Source organism: Nocardia vulneris, from assembly GCF_001613425.1.
In the GTDB taxonomy this organism is placed as follows: domain Bacteria; phylum Actinomycetota; class Actinomycetes; order Mycobacteriales; family Mycobacteriaceae; genus Nocardia; species Nocardia vulneris.
In genome coordinates, this window is sequence record NZ_BDCI01000011.1 from 57,483 (window position 1) to 73,535 (window position 16,053).

Genomic DNA, 16,053 nt, shown 5'->3' on the forward strand with positions numbered 1-16,053 from the left:
ACCCACTTCGAGTTCTCCAGCACCGGACCGCAGCGCGAACGACCTTCTCGCTGCGGTCTCGTGCGTTCCGGGGCGCGGGCCACGGAAGAATTGTTTCCACACAATTCCCGCACTATCGACCGGCAATAGTGAAAAGAAAGTATCCAGATAAATCGGCTGCCGCCGTGACGGGCATCACACTTGACCGTCTCTTTTCGGGGTGTCACGCTATTGGGGCGGCACAGTTGTGTCCGTATCCGAATTCAGCACACCCCGCGCAGAATGATGCGCGAGATTTTTCCCGCTGTTGTTCGCGCGTTCGGTGCGCATTCTCTACACCGAGAATTCAGGTTATCCGGCGACCATAGGAACTATGGGCGTCGTCGCCGCATGTCTGCTGGGGACCAGGGTCGATCGCCGGCGGCTGCCGCGACACGCGGGCTCCGGCCCGAGGATTTCCACCTTCGCAAAGGAGAAGACATGCGCAGCACATTGATCGCGGGCCCGGCTCGACTCAGGCCCCAACGACGATGTGGTGCGGTTGTTCTGCGAGTTCGACGCCGCCGAGAAATGCACCTCACGGGCACCCGGCGGCGGCAGCTGTTCCATGACCGGGGCCTGACTTTTCACCTGCAGGCCGAAAGGTTACTGGAATGAATACTGATATCGCGATCGCCACCACGCGTGCCGACCTGGAGGATCGGCGCACCCTGAGTGTCAGCCCGCTGCTCTCGCCCGCCGAGGTGCGCCATGCGCACCCGATCGACGAGACGCTGGCCGCCATGGTGCATGCGGGTCGCTGGGCCACCGTGGATGTGCTCACCGGGGCCGACGATCGGCTGATGGTGATCGTCGGGCCGTGCTCGGTGCACGATCCCGAGGCCGCGCTGGACTACGCGCGCAGGCTGGCGGTCAAAGCAGCCGAGCTCGACGATCGGCTGCACGTGGTGATGCGGGTGTACTTCGAGAAGCCGCGCACCGCCCTGGGCTGGAAGGGCCTGATCAACGATCCGCACCTGGACGGCTCCTTCGATATCGACACCGGCTTGCGTCTCGGCCGGCGCTTGCTGGTCGACATCACCGCACTCGGCCTGCCGGTGGCGTGCGAGTTCCTGGATCCGATCACCCCGCAGTACATCGCGGATCTGGTCTCCTACGGCGCCATCGGCGCACGCACGGCGGCCAGCCAGGTGCACCGCCAGCTCGCCAGTTCGCTGTCCATGCCGGTCGGGATCAAGAACGGGACCGACGGTGACGTGCAGGTGGCGGTGGACGGGGTGCGGGCCGCGGCGGCGAGCCACGTCTTTCCCGGTATCGACCTGGCCGGCCATTGCGCGCTGATCCAGACCACCGGCAACACCGACTGCCACGTGATTCTGCGCGGCGGCAGCACCGGCCCGAACTACGACGCCGCCTCGGTGGCCGAGGCCTGCCTGCGACTGGAGAAGGCGGGGCTGCCGCAGCGCCTCGTGGTCGATGCCAGCCACGGCAACAGCAACAAGGACCACAACAAGCAGGTCGACGTGGTGACCGAGATAGCCGGACGGATCGCCGCGGGCGAGCGCGGCGTGGTCGGCGTGATGCTGGAGAGCTTCCTCGTCGGCGGTCGCCAGGATCTCACCCTCGGCGAGGCGGGCGCGCTCGCCTACGGGCAGTCCATCACCGACGCCTGCCTGGGCTGGCACGCCACCGCCGCGCAACTCGATCGGCTCGCCGCCGCGGTCGCCACCCGGCGCAGGCGCGCGCGGTCGATCGGCACCCGCCTTCCGGCGTAGCCGGAATTCGCGCAGATCAACAGCTTTGGGCCCATGGCGCTGCCGTCGCGCAGCACGGGTCGCACGGCGCCATGGGCCATGGTTGGCCACCAGTGAGGAGGACAACGTGCCGAGTAGCACCAATCTGCAGTGGCCGGCCGCAGGGTTGGGCCTGATCACCGACGACGACGCGGATATCGACAGCTTCCGGTTGCCCGGTCTCGTCGGCCGGGACAAGGAAGTCAACGAAATCCGTTGCCTGATGAACGATCCCCGGGTCCGTCTGCTCACCCTGACCGGACCGGCCGGGGTGGGTAAGAGCCGGGTGGCGCAGGAAGCGCTGGCGCTCAGTGAGTTCCGCACCGCGACCGCCACCACCGTGGATCTCGCGGAGTCGAGCAATCGGCGTGAGGTCTGGCGCGAGGTATACGCCGCGTTCGGCTTCGGGTCCGGCGATGACGAGAGTGCCGATGCCGAAACGACATTGGCGGCGCTCGAAGCCGATCTCGGTCCGGACCGGACCATTCTGCTGCTGGACAACTGCGATCTGGTCTCGGGCTCGATCGCCCGTGACGTCTCCCGGCTGTTGCAGCGCTGCCCGAATCTGCTTGTCGTAGCGACCAGTCGGGTGGTGCTCAACCTGCAGCGCGAGTACGTCGTCTCCGTGCGCCCGTTGCGTACCCGGTCGGAGTCCGGGCCCTACCGGCCCGCGTCCTCGGCCGCCGCGCAACTGCTGCTGGCCAGTATCGACAGCCGCTACCGCAGCTCGGCGGCGAATCGGCTGGTACTGGACGAGATCGCACACGAGCTGGACGGGGTGCCGCTGGCGTTGGAGCTGGCCGCGATCACCATCAACCGGATCGGGTCGGCGCAGACGCTGAAGCTGATCCGCTCCGGTGCAGGGCTCACCCCGCTGCCGTTCGTGGACATCCCGCTGCGGCATCGATCGCTGCACGACGCGGTCGCCTGGGGTATCGACCGGCTCGACGAGAGCACCGTCGATGTGCTGCTGCATCTTTCGCTGTGCGAGTCGGCCGTGGATCCGGACACCGTCTCGCTGATGGTCGATCTGGAGGAGACGTTCATCGGCGGCACCTTGACCACGCTGATCGGGCACAGTCTGTTACAGCGCACGGTGACCGATGCCGGTCACCCCAGCTACGAACTGATCGCCACGGTGCGCGCCTACTGCCATCGGCTGTTGCGCACCGACCGGGCGCGCGGCGACCGGATCCGGCGCAACCATGCCGATCGCCTGTGCGAGTTGGCTTTCCGGCTCGCCGACGAGTTGGGCAGGCCGGATCGGCGGGCCGCGGCGCTGCAGCTTGCCGAACAGCGGGTGCGCGATTTCCGCGCCACGGTCGCCCGCCTGATCGAGCTGGGCCGGGCCGAACGCGCCGTCGAGGTCGCCGCGCGGCTCGAGGACGTCTGGGTGCACTCCGGATGCCTGCCCGAGCTGGAACGGACATTGCTCCGATTCCTCGACAATCCGGCGGTGACGGGCCCGGCGGTGCCGCGCGCCATGGAACTGCTCGGTGACTGGGCGCTGCGGTCCGGCCGATCCGGTCGCGCGGTGGACCTGTTCACCCGCGCGGCGGCGGCCTGCCACCGCGCCGACGACGGCGCGGGAGCCTACCGGGCGACGGTGCGACTCGGCGCCGCCCAGCTCGTGGCCGGTCAACCCGCGCGGGCCCGGGAACAGCTGATGCGTGCGCTGCGCAAGGCGAACAAGGGCGGCGAACGTGAGTTGGCCGAGATCTACCTGGCAGTGCTCGCGCTCCCGGACCCGATCGGTCAGCGCGACGAGGACTGGGCGACGATCCAGCATCGTGTGCAGCGGCTCGGCAGCGACGCCGACCGGATGCGCATGCTGAACGCGCTGGCCCACACCCAACTCGGCGCCGACACCGCGCACCGCGCGCTCGAGCTGTTCCGGGCCGCCCTGCGGATTCCGCAGAGCGGACAGCACGTGCTCGAGACGCTCGTCGCGGTGGAGGGCTGCGCGAGCGCGTACCGCATGGCCGACGCCGAATTCAGCGAATCGGCGGCAATGCTGTTCGGCGCGGTGCATCACCTGCGCAACGCCTATGCGATTCCGCTGCCGGACGATATCGGCAGCGAGAACGCGCGGGCCGCGCATCTCATTCGACCGGAAACCGCCGGAAATCTGCGCGATATCGTCGATCGGGCGTTGTCCGGTCCGGCGATTCCCGCCGGTTCCGGCTCACCGCTGGCCAGTTTGACGAAAAGGCAGCGGGAAATTGCGTTGCTGGTCGCCGACGGTATGACCAATCGAATGATCGCCAGCCAGCTCGGCATTGCCGAATGGACGGTGATCAACCATCTCCGGCTGGTGATGTCCAAGCTGGAGTGCCCATCCAGGCTGCATGTCGCCTTGGTGGTGAAAGGCGAACAAGATCCCCACGCAATGGCAGGTCATTCCTGACAGGGGCTTGTTATTTTTCCGGTCCGGAGTCGGCGATAGGCTCTGGTCAATCCGCAAAAACGCAATCGAGGGAATAATCGTGACGGAACTTCGACTCGGATACAAGGCATCGGCGGAACAATTCGCTCCGCGTGAACTTGTCGAGCTCACGGTGTCGGCCGAGGAAAACGGTTTCGACAGCGCCATGATCAGTGATCACTTTCAGCCGTGGCGATTCAACGGCGGGCACGCGCCTTTCTCGCTGGCGTGGCTGGCCGCGGTCGGTGAACGCACCCGCCGTATCCAGATCGGCACCTCGGTGCTGACGCCGACCTTCCGCTACAACCCGGCCGTGATCGCGCAGGCTTTCGCGACGATGGCCTGCCTCTACCCCGGACGGGTGATGCTGGGCGTCGGATCCGGCGAGGCGCTGAACGAGATCGCCACCGGGTTCATCGGCGAATGGCCCGAATTCAAGGAGCGGTACGCGCGGCTGCGGGAATCGGTCGAGCTGATGCGGGCGCTGTGGACCGGCGACCGCGTCGACTTCGACGGCGAGTACTACAAGACCGTCGGCGCGTCCATCTATGACGTTCCCGCCGAAGGGGTTCCGGTGTACATCGCCGCGGGCGGGCCGCTGGTGGCCCGGTACGCGGGCCGGGTCGGTGACGGTTTCATCTGCACCTCCGGCAAGGGCATGGACCTCTACACCGAGAAGCTGATGCCCGCGGTCACCGAGGGCGCCGAGAAGGCGGGCCGCACCGTGGCCGACGTCGACACGATGATCGAAATCAAACTCTCCTACGAGACGGATTACGACCTGGCCCTGCAGAACACGCGGTTCTGGGCACCGCTGTCGCTCACTCCGGAGCAGAAGCACAGCATCTCCGATCCGATCGAGATGGAGGCCGCGGCCGACGCATTGCCGATCGAGCAGATCGCCAAGCGCTGGATCGTCGGCACCGACCCCGACGACGTGGTCTCCCGCATCGAGCCCTACATCGATGCAGGCATGCGGCACTTGGTCTTCCACGCCCCCGGGCACGACCAGTCCCGTTTCCTCGAGTTGTTCGCCAGGGACCTCGCGCCCCGGCTGCGCAAGCTCGGCTAGCTCCTCGACCACCCAGACCCGACAGGATTGACAATGCAGAAACTCACGGTGGAGCGCGTGATCGCGGCTCCGATCGAGACGGTCTTCCACTGGTTCGCCGATACCGAGAACTATTCGGCTTCGCAGGCTGTGTTGCAGAACAAGCTGATTCAGCCGGCCGCCGACGTGCCCTACGGTGTCGGCGCGGTCCGCAAGGTCACCTGGTTCTTCGGCCGGTACACCGAGCGCATCACCACCTACGACGCCCCGCACAAGATCGGCTGGGTGATCGAGAGCGGTTTCCCGGCCATCCGGCACCAGGGGGCCGAGCTGAACTTCAGCGAGGTGGCGGGCGGCACCCGGGTCGTGCTGACCACCACGGCCGAGGCCGCGATCCCGTTCGGCGCCGACTTCGCCACGCGCACTTTCGGTTTCCCGGTGCTCGCCGCCGGGTACCGCAGCGTGCTGAAGACCGCCGAGGTGGCGATCACCTCGCCGCGTAAGGCCCAGCAGCGCACCCGGCAGGGCTGGCTCGCCAAGCCGCGCAACTACGTCTTCGACCAGGTGCTGAAGCTGATCCGCAACATCCACCACCTGATGCTGAAGGTCAGCGGCGGCAAGTGGGGCAACAAGCAATTCGGCATGGCCGCCATCGAATTGCATGTGCTGGGCCGCAAGTCGAAGGCGCGGCGCACCGCCGTGCTGTGGGTGCCGGTCATGGAACCGGGCCGGGTGGTGCTGGTGGCGTCCAAGGAAGGCGACGACCGCGATCCCGAGTGGTACAAGAACCTGGTCGCCACGCCCGAGGTGGAGCTGACCATCGACGGTGTCACCACACCGTGGCTGGCGCACACCGCCGATCGCGCGGAGAAGGCCGAGCTGTGGCCGCGGATCGTCAAGGCGTACCACGGTTTCGCGGTCTACCAGACCCGCACCGACCGCGATATTCCGGTCGTCGTGTGCGTCCCGCGGGAGAACGTGGGCTCCGCGGCGGACCAGGCGTTCGCGGCGGGCCGGGCGAAGGCCGCGAGCAAGGCGAACGAGGCTGCCGCGTCGAACGGCGCGGCCGGTGCCACCAAGGCGGCGGGCGCCACCAAGGCGGCCGGTGCGGCCAAACCTGCCGCCGCCCGTAAGTAATTCGAAAACGGGGGATCGAAAAGCCTTACCCGGCACTCGGTCCCGTCCATGTATCTGATCGCCATACGTATCCGATTGAGGTGTTGACGTGATGAAATCCCTTCTGCCAATTCGTGTAGCTCTGGCGGTTCTCGGCAGCGCGGCCATCGTGACCGCTACTGCGGCCTGCGGCAGCGACTCCGATTCGTCGACCACGACGCCGAGCACTTCGGCCGTCGTCCCGGCCCCGGTCGCCAGCTCCTCGCAGGCGCCCGCGCCTGCTCCGGAACCCGCGCCCGCCCCGGCCCCGGCGCCCGCTCCCGAACCCGCCCCGGCTCCCGCGCCTGCCCCGGAACCGGAGCCCGCCCCGGCGCCCGCGCCGAAGCCCGCCCCTGCTCCCGCCCCCGCGCCGAAGCCCGCGCCCAAGCCCGCTCCGGAGCCCGCGCCCGCGCCGAAGCCGGCCCCGCCGACCCTGTCGGACCCCGGCTTCGATCCGAAGCCCGGCTACTGAGCACGCGATAGAACGAGGTCGCCGTGACCGACACCCGATCGACACCGCGGGGAACCCCCGCGGTGTCGCCCGAGATCGCGCAAAGCCGCCCGGCCCTGCCGTCGTTGACGGGGGCCAGGTGGTGGGCGGCATTCGCCGTCTTTCTCCTACATGCCCTGGTGTTTCTGCCGGTCTATCCGTTCCAGAAATCGGAACTGTTCCGTCAGATCCACTTCTTCATGCCCATGCAGCTGGGGGCGGCCGGCGTCACGTTCTTCTTCGTGCTCTCCGGATTCATCATCTACTGGTCGTTCAAGCCCGGCGCTTCGGTGCTGCGGTTCTATTGGCGGCGGGTACTGAAGATCTATCCGTCGCACCTGGTCGCGGCGCTGGCCTTCATCGTGGTCGCCAGCGTGCCGCTGCACCGCCTGGTGGTCTGGGTGCCGAACCTGCTGCTGGTGCACACCTGGATTCCGAAGTCCACCACCGTCGGTGGGCTGAATGTGCCGTCCTGGTCGCTGGCCTCGGAGATGCTGTTCTACCTCAGCTTCCCGCTGGTGCTGCCGCTGGTCCGGCGCATCCGCACCGAACACCTGGTGCGGGCGATGGTGGTGCTGTTCCTGTTCATCCTCGCGTTGCACACCGCGTATTTCCTGTTCGTCGACGGCCCGAAGGGCATCGAGAACGCTTTCGCACCCCGGTTGGTGCCCGGTGACGCCTCGCCGATGTACGAATTGCACGCCTCGCCCGCGTGGTTCGCTCGCGACGATATCCCGGTCGCGCTGTCGTATTGGCTGAGCTACAACTTCCCGCTGTCGCGGCTGCCCGAGTTCTTCCTCGGCGTGCTCGCGGCCCGGATGGTGCTCGAGGGCCGGTGGCGCAACGTCAAGATGGGTCCGCCGCTGGCGCTGCTCGCGGTCGCCTACGCGGCCACCTGGGTGCTGCCGGTGAACTACAAGATGTCGGCGCTGCTGCTGGCGCCGATGACCGCGGTGGTGGCCACGCTCGCCGCGCGGGATCTGCAAGGCATTCCGGGCCTGAACTCGTCCAAGACGATGGTGTGGCTCGGGAACGTCTCGTTCGCCTTCTATCTGATCCAGTTCCCGGTGATGGTGCTGATCACCAGATTGTTCATCGGCGGGCACCAGTTCGGCTGGGCCGGCTGGCTGGGCTGGGCCCTGTTGTCCATGGTCGTCTCGACCGTGGCCGGCGCGGCCATGTACCACTGGATCGATCTGCCACTGATGACCCGGTTCTCCGGTCGCCGGCGCACCGCGCCGAAGGACGTTGAGAAACCGGAAACCATGGTGGTCTCGAGCGAACCGAAGCCCGTGGTGGCGAGTCCGAAAGAACCGCAGACAGTGAATTCCACCGTCCGTTGACCTGCCACCCATAACGCACCGGCCGCCCGGACCTGGCACCTCCGGCGGCCGGTGCCTTTTTTATTCGAGCAGAAACAACGGTGGATCATCATGCGCCAAGACCTTGCGGAACGGCCGCAGCAAACCGCGTATCCGGCAGGGAATTCCGACGTCGCCGACCACCGCACGCCGTGCTATTGCGGCTGCGCCGCGGCCGAATATTCGGCCGCCGTCGACGACATTCATGCCAGGAGGAACGTCACGTGAACAACATCGCCGTGCTCGGCACCGGGTCCTATCTGCCGGATCGCATCGTGTCCAACAGCGAGGTCGGCGCCGGCGCCGACGTCGACAGCGAATGGATCATCCGCAAGACCGCGATCCGCGAGCGGCGCTGGGCCCTGCCGGACCAGGCGACCTCCGACCTGGCGACCCGCGCGGCGCGCGCGGCGCTGGACGCCGCGGGCATCGGCGCGGACGAGGTGAGCGCGATCGTGGTCGCGACCTCCACGCCCGATCACCCGCAACCGCCTACCGCCGCCTTCGTCCAGCACAACCTCGGCGCCCGCGGCGCCTCGGCCTTCGACGTGAACGCGGTGTGCTCGGGCTTCGTCTTCGCACTGTCCGCGGTGGAGGCCGCGATCGCGCGGGCCGGTGGGGGATACGGGCTGGTCGTGGGCGCCGACGTCTACTCCAGGATCCTCAATCCGGCGGACCGGCGCACGGTGGTGCTGTTCGGCGACGGCGCGGGTGCGGTGCTGCTCGGGCCGTCCGCGTCCGGCGGCCTGCGCCGCTTCGGCCTGCATACCTTCGGCGAGCTGACCTCGCTGATCCGGGTTCCGGCCGGCGGCAGCCGCCAGCCCTACGATCCGGCCGCGCACGAACTCGGGGCGCAGTACTTCACGATGGACGGCCGCGGCGTCCGGGCCTTCGTCAACGGCTCGCTGCCGGTGCTGGTCAAGCAATTCCTGCACGACTCCGGCGTGGCGCCGGACGACATCACCCACCTGATTCCGCATCAGGCCAACGGCGTCATGCTGGCCGAACTGGCGGAGGAACTCGGGCTGGTCAACGCCACTATGCACACGACGGTTCGCTATTACGGGAACACGGGTGCCGCGTCGATACCGATCACCCTCGACAACGCGGCACGCTCGGGCGGGATTCGCCCGGGCGACAAAGTTCTGCTCGTCGGCTTCGGGGGCGGAATGGCGGTGGGACTCACCCTCGTCGAGTGGTGAGCCACCGCACGGCCGAAATACGACTTCATTCATCCCGGAAAGAGAGACAGCGTAGTGAGTGCACCTACCGAGTCACCGTCCTTTCTCGCGACCCGCCGCGGCAAGCTCACGCTGGTGCTGCTGTGCACGGCCGCGTTCCTCGACTTCGTCGACAGTTCGATCGTCAATCTCGCGCTCCCGGCGATCCAGGGCGAGATGGATCTGTCGGTCTCGACCCTGCAGTGGATCACCACCGGCTACCTGCTGACCTACGGCGGCCTGATGCTGCTCGGCGGGCGCCTGGCCGACCTGCTCGGGCGGCGCCGGATCCTGATGACGGGCACCGCCATCATCGGAATCTCTTCGGCCGCAGCAGGTCTGGCGCAGAACAGCGAACTGCTGATCGGCGCCCGGTTCACCCAGGGCATCGGTGCGGCGCTCATGCTGCCCGCCGCGCTGTCGATCCTGACCACCAGTTTCCGCAGCGGCACCGACCGCAGTACCGCGCTCGGCGTGTGGGCCGGCATCGCCGGTCTCGGTGCGGCGTCCGGGCTGCTGCTCGGCGGTCTGATCACCCAGGGGCCCGGCTGGCGGTGGGTGTTCTACGTCAATGTGCCGGTCTGCCTGCTGATCCTGATCGTGCTGCCGCTGCTGGTGCCCAGCGACCGGCGCAACGACATCAAGGGCAGTTTCGACATCCTCGGCACCGCGCTCGGTACCGGTGGCCTGATGACGCTGGTCTACGGCCTGGTCGAGGCGCCGGAGCACGGATGGGGCAGTGCCCGTACGGTTCTCGTGCTGGCGGCGGCCGCCGCGCTGCTGGTCGGCTTCGTGCTCAACGAGCACAAGATCTCGAATCCGCTGGTGCCGCTGTCGATCTTCCGCATCCGTGGTCTCGGCGCCGCCGACGTGACACAGATGCTGGTGGCCGCGGGCATGATGTCGCTGTTCTTCTTCATCACCCTCTACACCCAGGAAGTACTCGGCTGGGGGGAGATCAAGGCGGGTCTGGCCTATCTGCCGTTCAGCGCGACCATCGTGGTGGTCTCCGGCGTGACGACAAAGATCGTGCCGCGCACCGGAACCCGTCCGGTGATCATCATCGGCTCGGTGATCACCGGCATCGGCATCTTCCTGCTCGCGCAGATCCCGACCGACGGCGCGTACCTGTCGGACCTGTTGCCCGGCTTGATGATCACGGCCGCCGGCTCGGCCGCGGTCTTCGTCGCCAACACCACCGCGGCCAACGCGGGTGTGCCCGCGGACAAGGCCGGATTGGCCGCCGCGCTGCTCAGCACCGCGCAGCAGCTCGGTGTCGCCATCGGTGTCGCGGTGCTCACCGCGATCTCCATCTCGCACACCAACACCGAGCTGGCGCACGGTGCGCTGCCGCTGGACGCGACGACCGCCGGGTTCCGGCGCGCGCTGCTGGTCGCCGCCATCTTCGCGACGGTGGGCGCGCTGACCGCGCTGCGCACGGTCAACACGCGCGGCGAAGAAGCGGACGCCGTGGTGGAATCGCGACCGGAAAAGGTGGTCGTCTGACGCTGTGACCATGCCCGGGTACCGATTCCGGTACCCGGGTGCACAGCTGTATCCGGACATGGCCAGGTCTGTGTCTGTAACCCGCATCGCCAAGCGCGAATCTGATGAAGGTGACACCGTGTCCAGCCACAAGCTAGGAACCCGTGAACTGATAACTTCCCCCGGCGCCGAGGATCTCGAAGACGGCGAGCAATCGGCAGTGGTGCTCTTTCCCGAGACCCTGCGCAGGTTTCCGCGGCCCGACCGCCCCGGCGCACCCGACGCACTGCGCATCGCCGTGGTCGGGGTCGGCCCGCGCGGCCTGAGTTGCTACGAGCGGATCTGCGCCAATATCGTGCGCAACGGCGATCGCTTCCGCACCGAGATCTATCTGATCGATTCGACCCGGGTCGGCACCGGATCGGTCTGGCGCACCGACCAATCCGAGCATCTGCTGATGAATACGGTGGCGTCGCAGGTGACGATCTTCACCGACGACAGCGTGGCCATGGCAGGTCCCGTGGTGCCGGGGCCGAGTCTGTACGAATGGACGAGTTTCCTGGCGAAGGTCGGCAATTTCGCCGACCTGCCCGACGAGTTCTACACGGAGGCGTGCCGCACCGCGCCCAATACCTATCCCACCCGCGCCATCTACGGCTACTACCTGCGCTGGGCCTACGAGCACATCCGCGATCGCTACGCCGGCTGGGTGCGCACCTACGAGATCACCGCCACCGCAACGGATCTGCGCGATGATCCGACGGGTCGCCAAGAGCTGACGCTGGATACGGGGGAGCGCATCGACGCGCTGCACGCCGTCGTGCTCGCGCAGGGCCACGTCTCGCCACGGCAGCCGGTGGATCCCGGCTGGCCCGACGGACAGGTGCAACGGTTGGGGCTGCTGCACATCGCCCCGGTCAATGCCGCCGATGTCGACATCGATCAGGTGCCCGAGCGGGAAACCACGATCATCCGCGGTCTCGGCCTGACCTTCTTCGACTACATGGCGCTGCTCACGGTCGGCCGGGACGGCCGATTCGAGCAGACCGACACGGATGGGGTGCTGAAGTACATCCCGTCCGGGCGAGAACCGTTGATCGTGGCGGGGTGCCGGCGCGGCGTACCGCATCACGCGCGCGGTGAGAATCAGAAGGGCATCGACGAACGCCACATCCCCACCCTGCTCGACCCGCTGCGGATCGCCGAATTACGCAGCCGGGCCGAGCGTTTCGGGGACATCTCGTTCCGGCGCGACGTGTGGCCCCTGGTCGCGCGGGAGGTGGAGACGGTCTACTACTCGCTGGTGATCGACGATCAGATCAGCCCGCGCGAGCTGCGCGGCTTCCGCGCGCGCTACCTCGCGGCACCCACCGAGCAGGCGGCCGCGGCCATCCTCGCCGAGTACCGGATCGCGCCGGAGCAGCGGTGGAATTGGGAGCTGCTCGGCGATCCCACCGCGGGCCGCCGCTTCGGCGAGGTCGCCGAATTCCACAGCTGGCTGGTCGATTACCTGGACGCCGATGTGCGCAACGCCCGGCTCGGCAATGTGCGCGGCCCGGTCAAGGCGACCCTGGACGTGCTGCGGGATCTGCGCAACGAGGTGCGCCTGATCGTCGATCACGGTGGTATCACCGGCCAGTCGTATCGCGACGATCTCGACGGTTGGTACACGCCGTTGAACGCCTTCCTCTCGATCGGCCCGCCCACCGCGCGGATCGCCGAACTCGCGGCGCTGATCAGAGCGGGCGTAGTGCGGATCATCGGGCCGGGCATGCGCGTACGGCTCGACGCCGAGGCAGGGTGTTTCGTGGCGAATTCGCCCATGGTGGCGGGCTCGACGGTAACCGGCCGGGTGCTCATCGACGCGCGGCTGCCCGAGCCCGATCTGCGGGCGACCGGCGACGTGCTGTTGCGGAACCTGCTGCGATCGGAGGATATTCGAGGGTTCACCCTGACGAACCCCGACGGCAGCCACTATCGAACCGGAGGTCTGGAGGTGGCCCGTGACTCGCACGCGGTCCTCGACGCCGCAGGGCGTGCGCATCCGCGCCGCTTCGCGGTCGGCGTGCCCACCGAGGCCGTGCACTGGGTGACCGCGGCCGGACCACGGCCCGGCGTGAACTCGGTGACACTGTCCGACAGCGACAGCGTCGCGCGCTCCATCCTCACCGACTACCGGACGGCGGCCGGCCCGCTACCGCGAAAGGACTACGCCGATGGTCATAGATAAGGGATTGCTCGCCCCGGTGCGCGCGGGTGTGCCGGTGGAGTCGGTGGTGTCCGACGACGCATGGCTGGAGGCGATGCTGGAGGTCGAGCTCGCCCTGGCCCGCGCCCAGGCGCGGCTCGGCCTGATCCCGGTGGACGCCGTCGGGCAGATCACCGCCGCGGTCGGCACCCATCGGTTCGACGTGCGCGCGATCGCCACGGCCGCACGCGGGGCCGCCAATCCCGTGGTGTCGTTCGTGCAGCAGTTGCAGCGCGTGGTCGCCGAAACCGATTCGGCCGCCGCCGATCACGTGCACTGGGGTTCGACCAGTCAGGACATCTTCGACACGGCGTCGATGCTGGTCGCGGCGCGCGCGTTGACGGCGATCATCGCCGACGTGGAGGCGAGCGCCGACTCGCTGACCCGGCTGGCCGACCAGCACCGCGATACCGTGATCGCCGCCAGAACCCTGGGCATGCACGCGGTGCCGACCACCTTCGGTGCCCGGGTCACCACCTGGATCCAGGGCCTGCTCGCCGCGGCCGACCGGCTGCGGCAGGTCCGCGCGCACGGCCTGCCCGTCCAACTCGGCGGTGCCGCAGGGACATTCGCGTCGTACGTGGAATGTGCCCGGCGCAGCGGCGGCGCGCTGGCCGACGCGAGTCCGGCGCAGATCTACGCCAGGTTGACCGACGAGTTCGCCGCGGAGCTGTCGCTGGTACCCAGCGCGGCGCCCTGGCACAGTGTCCGGACGCCGATCGCCGATCTCGGCGCCGTGCTGGCCACTACTTCGGGGGCGCTCGGCAAATTCGCCGTCGATGTGCTCTCCCAGGCCCGCACCGAGGTGCTGGAGGTGTACGAGCCCGCCGCGGTCGGGCGCGGTGAGTCCTCGGCCATGCCGCAGAAGCGTAATCCGGTGCTCGCCACCATGATCCGGTCGGCCTCGCTGCAGGTGCCGGCGCTGGCGTCCACCCTGTTCGGCGCGATGCTCGCCGAGGACGAACGCTCACCCGGCGCCTGGCATGCCGAGTGGCAACCGCTGCGGGAGTGCCTGCTGCTGGTCGGCGGCAGCGCGCACACCGCCGCCGAACTGGCCGACGGCCTGCGTGCCGACGAGGCCCGGATGAGCGAGATCCTCGCCATGAGCCACGGCCAGCTGGTCTCGGAGCGCCTGTCCATCCGCCTGACTCCACTGCTCGGTCGCGTCCGAGCCAAGAAGGTCTTGCAAGCGGCCGCCTTCGAAGCCGCGGAGTCCGGTGCAGCGCTGGCCGATGTGCTGTCCGCCAATCCCACGGTGAGCGAGCGGCTCGGCGCCGAGGAGATCCGCGAGTTGCTCCGCCCGCAGAACTACCTCGGTATCGCCCCCACCCTGCTCGACCAGGTGATCGAACACCGCTGAGCGCACTGCTGCTGCCCCGCATACGTTTTCGTATGCGGGGCAGCTTTTTTGCGTTGCGGGGCAGTCGGTTCAGGCGGTGAGCTGGAGGATGTCGATGCCGCGGTTGTTGTCGGCCACATAGGCGAAACCGCGGTGCCAGTACGGCGCCCAGGCGGCGGCATCGGCGGGACGGTAGTACGCGATCTGCTTGGGGTTGGTCGGATCGCTGACGTCCAGGAACCGGGTGCCCTGCGCGTAGAACGACTGCACCAGCACGTTGTCGCGGACGTCGAAGTAGTGGGCCGAACAATCCGCCGAGGCGGGGTCGCTGCCCTCCTGTCCGGCCACACCCCAGGTGCCGATTGTTTTGAGCCGGTACGGCTTCTGCGGCGTCGACCGCCACCCTTCACCACCGTAGGACCCCTCCAGCGACGCGATCACCAGCACGCCGTCGCCCGCGCAGCCGTCGAGGAAGCTCTCCTCGGTGGCATAGATCAGGTTCCCGTTGCCCCAGTGCCCGGCGTTGCCGCCGTCCGGCGCCATACTGCCGACCGGCCGGAAACTGTTGTGCATGAACTTGGACGGCGCGGCGGTCTCGTTGATCCCGCCGCCGGCGTAGGGCACCGGATCGGTCGGCGAGGCGGGGCGGACCTTGCCGGTCACCGGGTCCTTGTGCATGCCCTCGGTCCAATATCCGCGCACGCCACCGCGGCCGGAGGCCCAGGCGACACCGGCCGCGTCGATCTGGACGTCGTGCACGTAATCGGTCTTGCCGTCGTTGCGCGCCAACTCGATCGGCTGAGGAAAGACCTTCGGCTTGCGCGGATCCCGGATATCGGTGACCCAGATCGGGCGGCCACCCCATTCGGCGGGCTGGCTGTCCGCCTTGGCCGGACCACCGGTCCAGAGATACTGGCAGTCGTTGATGCAGCTGGTGGTGTGCCCCGCAGGCACCTTGACGTAGCTCAACACGGTCGGCTTCTCCGGCTTGGCCAGATCCACGATGTAGACGCCGGATTCACCCGTGCGCACGTTGCCGCCGAAGGCGCGCGGATCGCGGGACAGGAAGACACGTTTGCGCAGCGGGTCGACCTCGGTGTCCTCGGTTTCCCACATACCCGGCATATCCAGCTTGCCGATCAGTTTCGGCGCCGCCGGATTCGCGGTCAGGTCATAGGTTTTCAAGCCGAATTCGCCGGAGACCACCATCACGTCCCGGTTGCCGTACTGGAGGAACTGCAACGCGATCGCGCCCTGCGCATCCGGCACGTTGCCGACCGCCTTGACGTTCTTCTCCGCGCCGGGGGCGCCGGTGGACCGGGCGGCCGCGGTATGCGGACCGTGCGTCTGCTCCTCCCCACAGGCCATGGCGGGCAGCGTGGTCGCGGCGAGCGCCGCGGTCACGGTGACCAAGAGCAGAGACGAGCGGAGCAACCAACGGCGCACGACTACCTCCCAGCGGGCCATGAATTCCCCATGACCGGGGATGCTCGGTCATGGGGAAGCC

At 68.0% G+C, this 16,053-nt stretch carries 11 protein-coding genes; 10 read left to right on the top strand and 1 reads right to left on the bottom strand.

Annotated elements, in window-relative coordinates; translation table 11 throughout:
- Positions 1-632: 632 nt before the first annotated feature.
- From NVU01S_RS14635 to NVU01S_RS14675, 10 genes are all read left to right on the top strand, one after another.
- On the top strand, positions 633-1,754 hold the full coding sequence (locus NVU01S_RS14635) for a 3-deoxy-7-phosphoheptulonate synthase (RefSeq protein WP_043683650.1): 1,122 nt from the start codon (positions 633-635) through the stop codon (positions 1,752-1,754).
- Positions 1,755-1,860: 106 nt separating this feature from the next.
- Positions 1,861-4,179, top strand: coding sequence for an ATP-binding protein (locus tag NVU01S_RS14640; RefSeq protein ID WP_156162026.1), 2,319 nt, complete (start codon positions 1,861-1,863; stop codon positions 4,177-4,179).
- Between the two features lie 76 nt (positions 4,180-4,255).
- Positions 4,256-5,269 carry a glucose-6-phosphate dehydrogenase (coenzyme-F420) gene (gene fgd, locus NVU01S_RS14645; RefSeq protein ID WP_086006312.1) on the top strand — a complete coding sequence of 338 codons (1,014 nt, stop codon included), beginning with the start codon at positions 4,256-4,258 and terminating at the stop codon, positions 5,267-5,269.
- Positions 5,270-5,302: 33 nt separating this feature from the next.
- Positions 5,303-6,385, top strand: coding sequence for a nitroreductase/quinone reductase family protein (locus NVU01S_RS45355; protein WP_063776086.1), 1,083 nt, complete (start codon positions 5,303-5,305; stop codon positions 6,383-6,385).
- Between the two features lie 91 nt (positions 6,386-6,476).
- On the top strand, positions 6,477-6,875 hold the full coding sequence (locus NVU01S_RS44495) for a hypothetical protein (protein ID WP_043683657.1): 399 nt from the start codon (positions 6,477-6,479) through the stop codon (positions 6,873-6,875).
- Positions 6,876-6,898: 23 nt separating this feature from the next.
- The gene (locus tag NVU01S_RS14655) at positions 6,899-8,236 is read left to right on the top strand and encodes an acyltransferase family protein (protein WP_052281477.1); all 1,338 of its coding nucleotides are present in this window, start codon (positions 6,899-6,901) and stop codon (positions 8,234-8,236) included.
- A gap of 242 nt (positions 8,237-8,478) precedes the next feature.
- Positions 8,479-9,456 carry a 3-oxoacyl-ACP synthase III family protein gene (locus tag NVU01S_RS14660; RefSeq protein ID WP_043683664.1) on the top strand — a complete coding sequence of 326 codons (978 nt, stop codon included), beginning with the start codon at positions 8,479-8,481 and terminating at the stop codon, positions 9,454-9,456.
- A gap of 54 nt (positions 9,457-9,510) precedes the next feature.
- Positions 9,511-10,980, top strand: a complete 1,470-nt coding sequence (locus NVU01S_RS14665) for an MFS transporter (RefSeq protein ID WP_043683667.1) — start codon at positions 9,511-9,513, stop codon at positions 10,978-10,980.
- A gap of 118 nt (positions 10,981-11,098) precedes the next feature.
- On the top strand, positions 11,099-13,189 hold the full coding sequence (locus NVU01S_RS14670) for an FAD/NAD(P)-binding protein (RefSeq protein WP_082032522.1): 2,091 nt from the start codon (positions 11,099-11,101) through the stop codon (positions 13,187-13,189).
- The gene (locus NVU01S_RS14675) at positions 13,176-14,567 is read left to right on the top strand and encodes a class-II fumarase/aspartase family protein (RefSeq protein ID WP_043683671.1); all 1,392 of its coding nucleotides are present in this window, start codon (positions 13,176-13,178) and stop codon (positions 14,565-14,567) included. The genes NVU01S_RS14670 and NVU01S_RS14675 overlap by 14 nt, the downstream gene beginning before the upstream one ends.
- A gap of 69 nt (positions 14,568-14,636) precedes the next feature.
- Here NVU01S_RS14675 and NVU01S_RS14680 read toward each other — a convergent pair whose 3' ends face one another.
- A complete protein-coding gene (locus NVU01S_RS14680; RefSeq protein WP_244467586.1) occupies positions 14,637-16,013 on the bottom strand; it encodes an LVIVD repeat-containing protein in 1,377 nt (458 codons plus the stop codon).
- Between the last annotated feature and the right edge of the window lie 40 nt (positions 16,014-16,053).

Bases quoted from the DNA above. Each gene is read 5' to 3' on its own strand.
- NVU01S_RS14635 (WP_043683650.1), top strand. From the start codon at position 633: ATGAATACTGATATCGCGATCGCCACCACGCGTGCCGACCTGGAGGAT.
- NVU01S_RS45355 (WP_063776086.1), top strand. From the start codon at position 5,303: ATGCAGAAACTCACGGTGGAGCGCGTGATCGCGGCTCCGATCGAGACG.
- NVU01S_RS44495 (WP_043683657.1), top strand. From the start codon at position 6,477: ATGAAATCCCTTCTGCCAATTCGTGTAGCTCTGGCGGTTCTCGGCAGC.
- NVU01S_RS14675 (WP_043683671.1), top strand. From the start codon at position 13,176: ATGGTCATAGATAAGGGATTGCTCGCCCCGGTGCGCGCGGGTGTGCCG.
- NVU01S_RS14680 (WP_244467586.1), bottom strand. From the start codon at position 16,013: ATGGCCCGCTGGGAGGTAGTCGTGCGCCGTTGGTTGCTCCGCTCGTCT.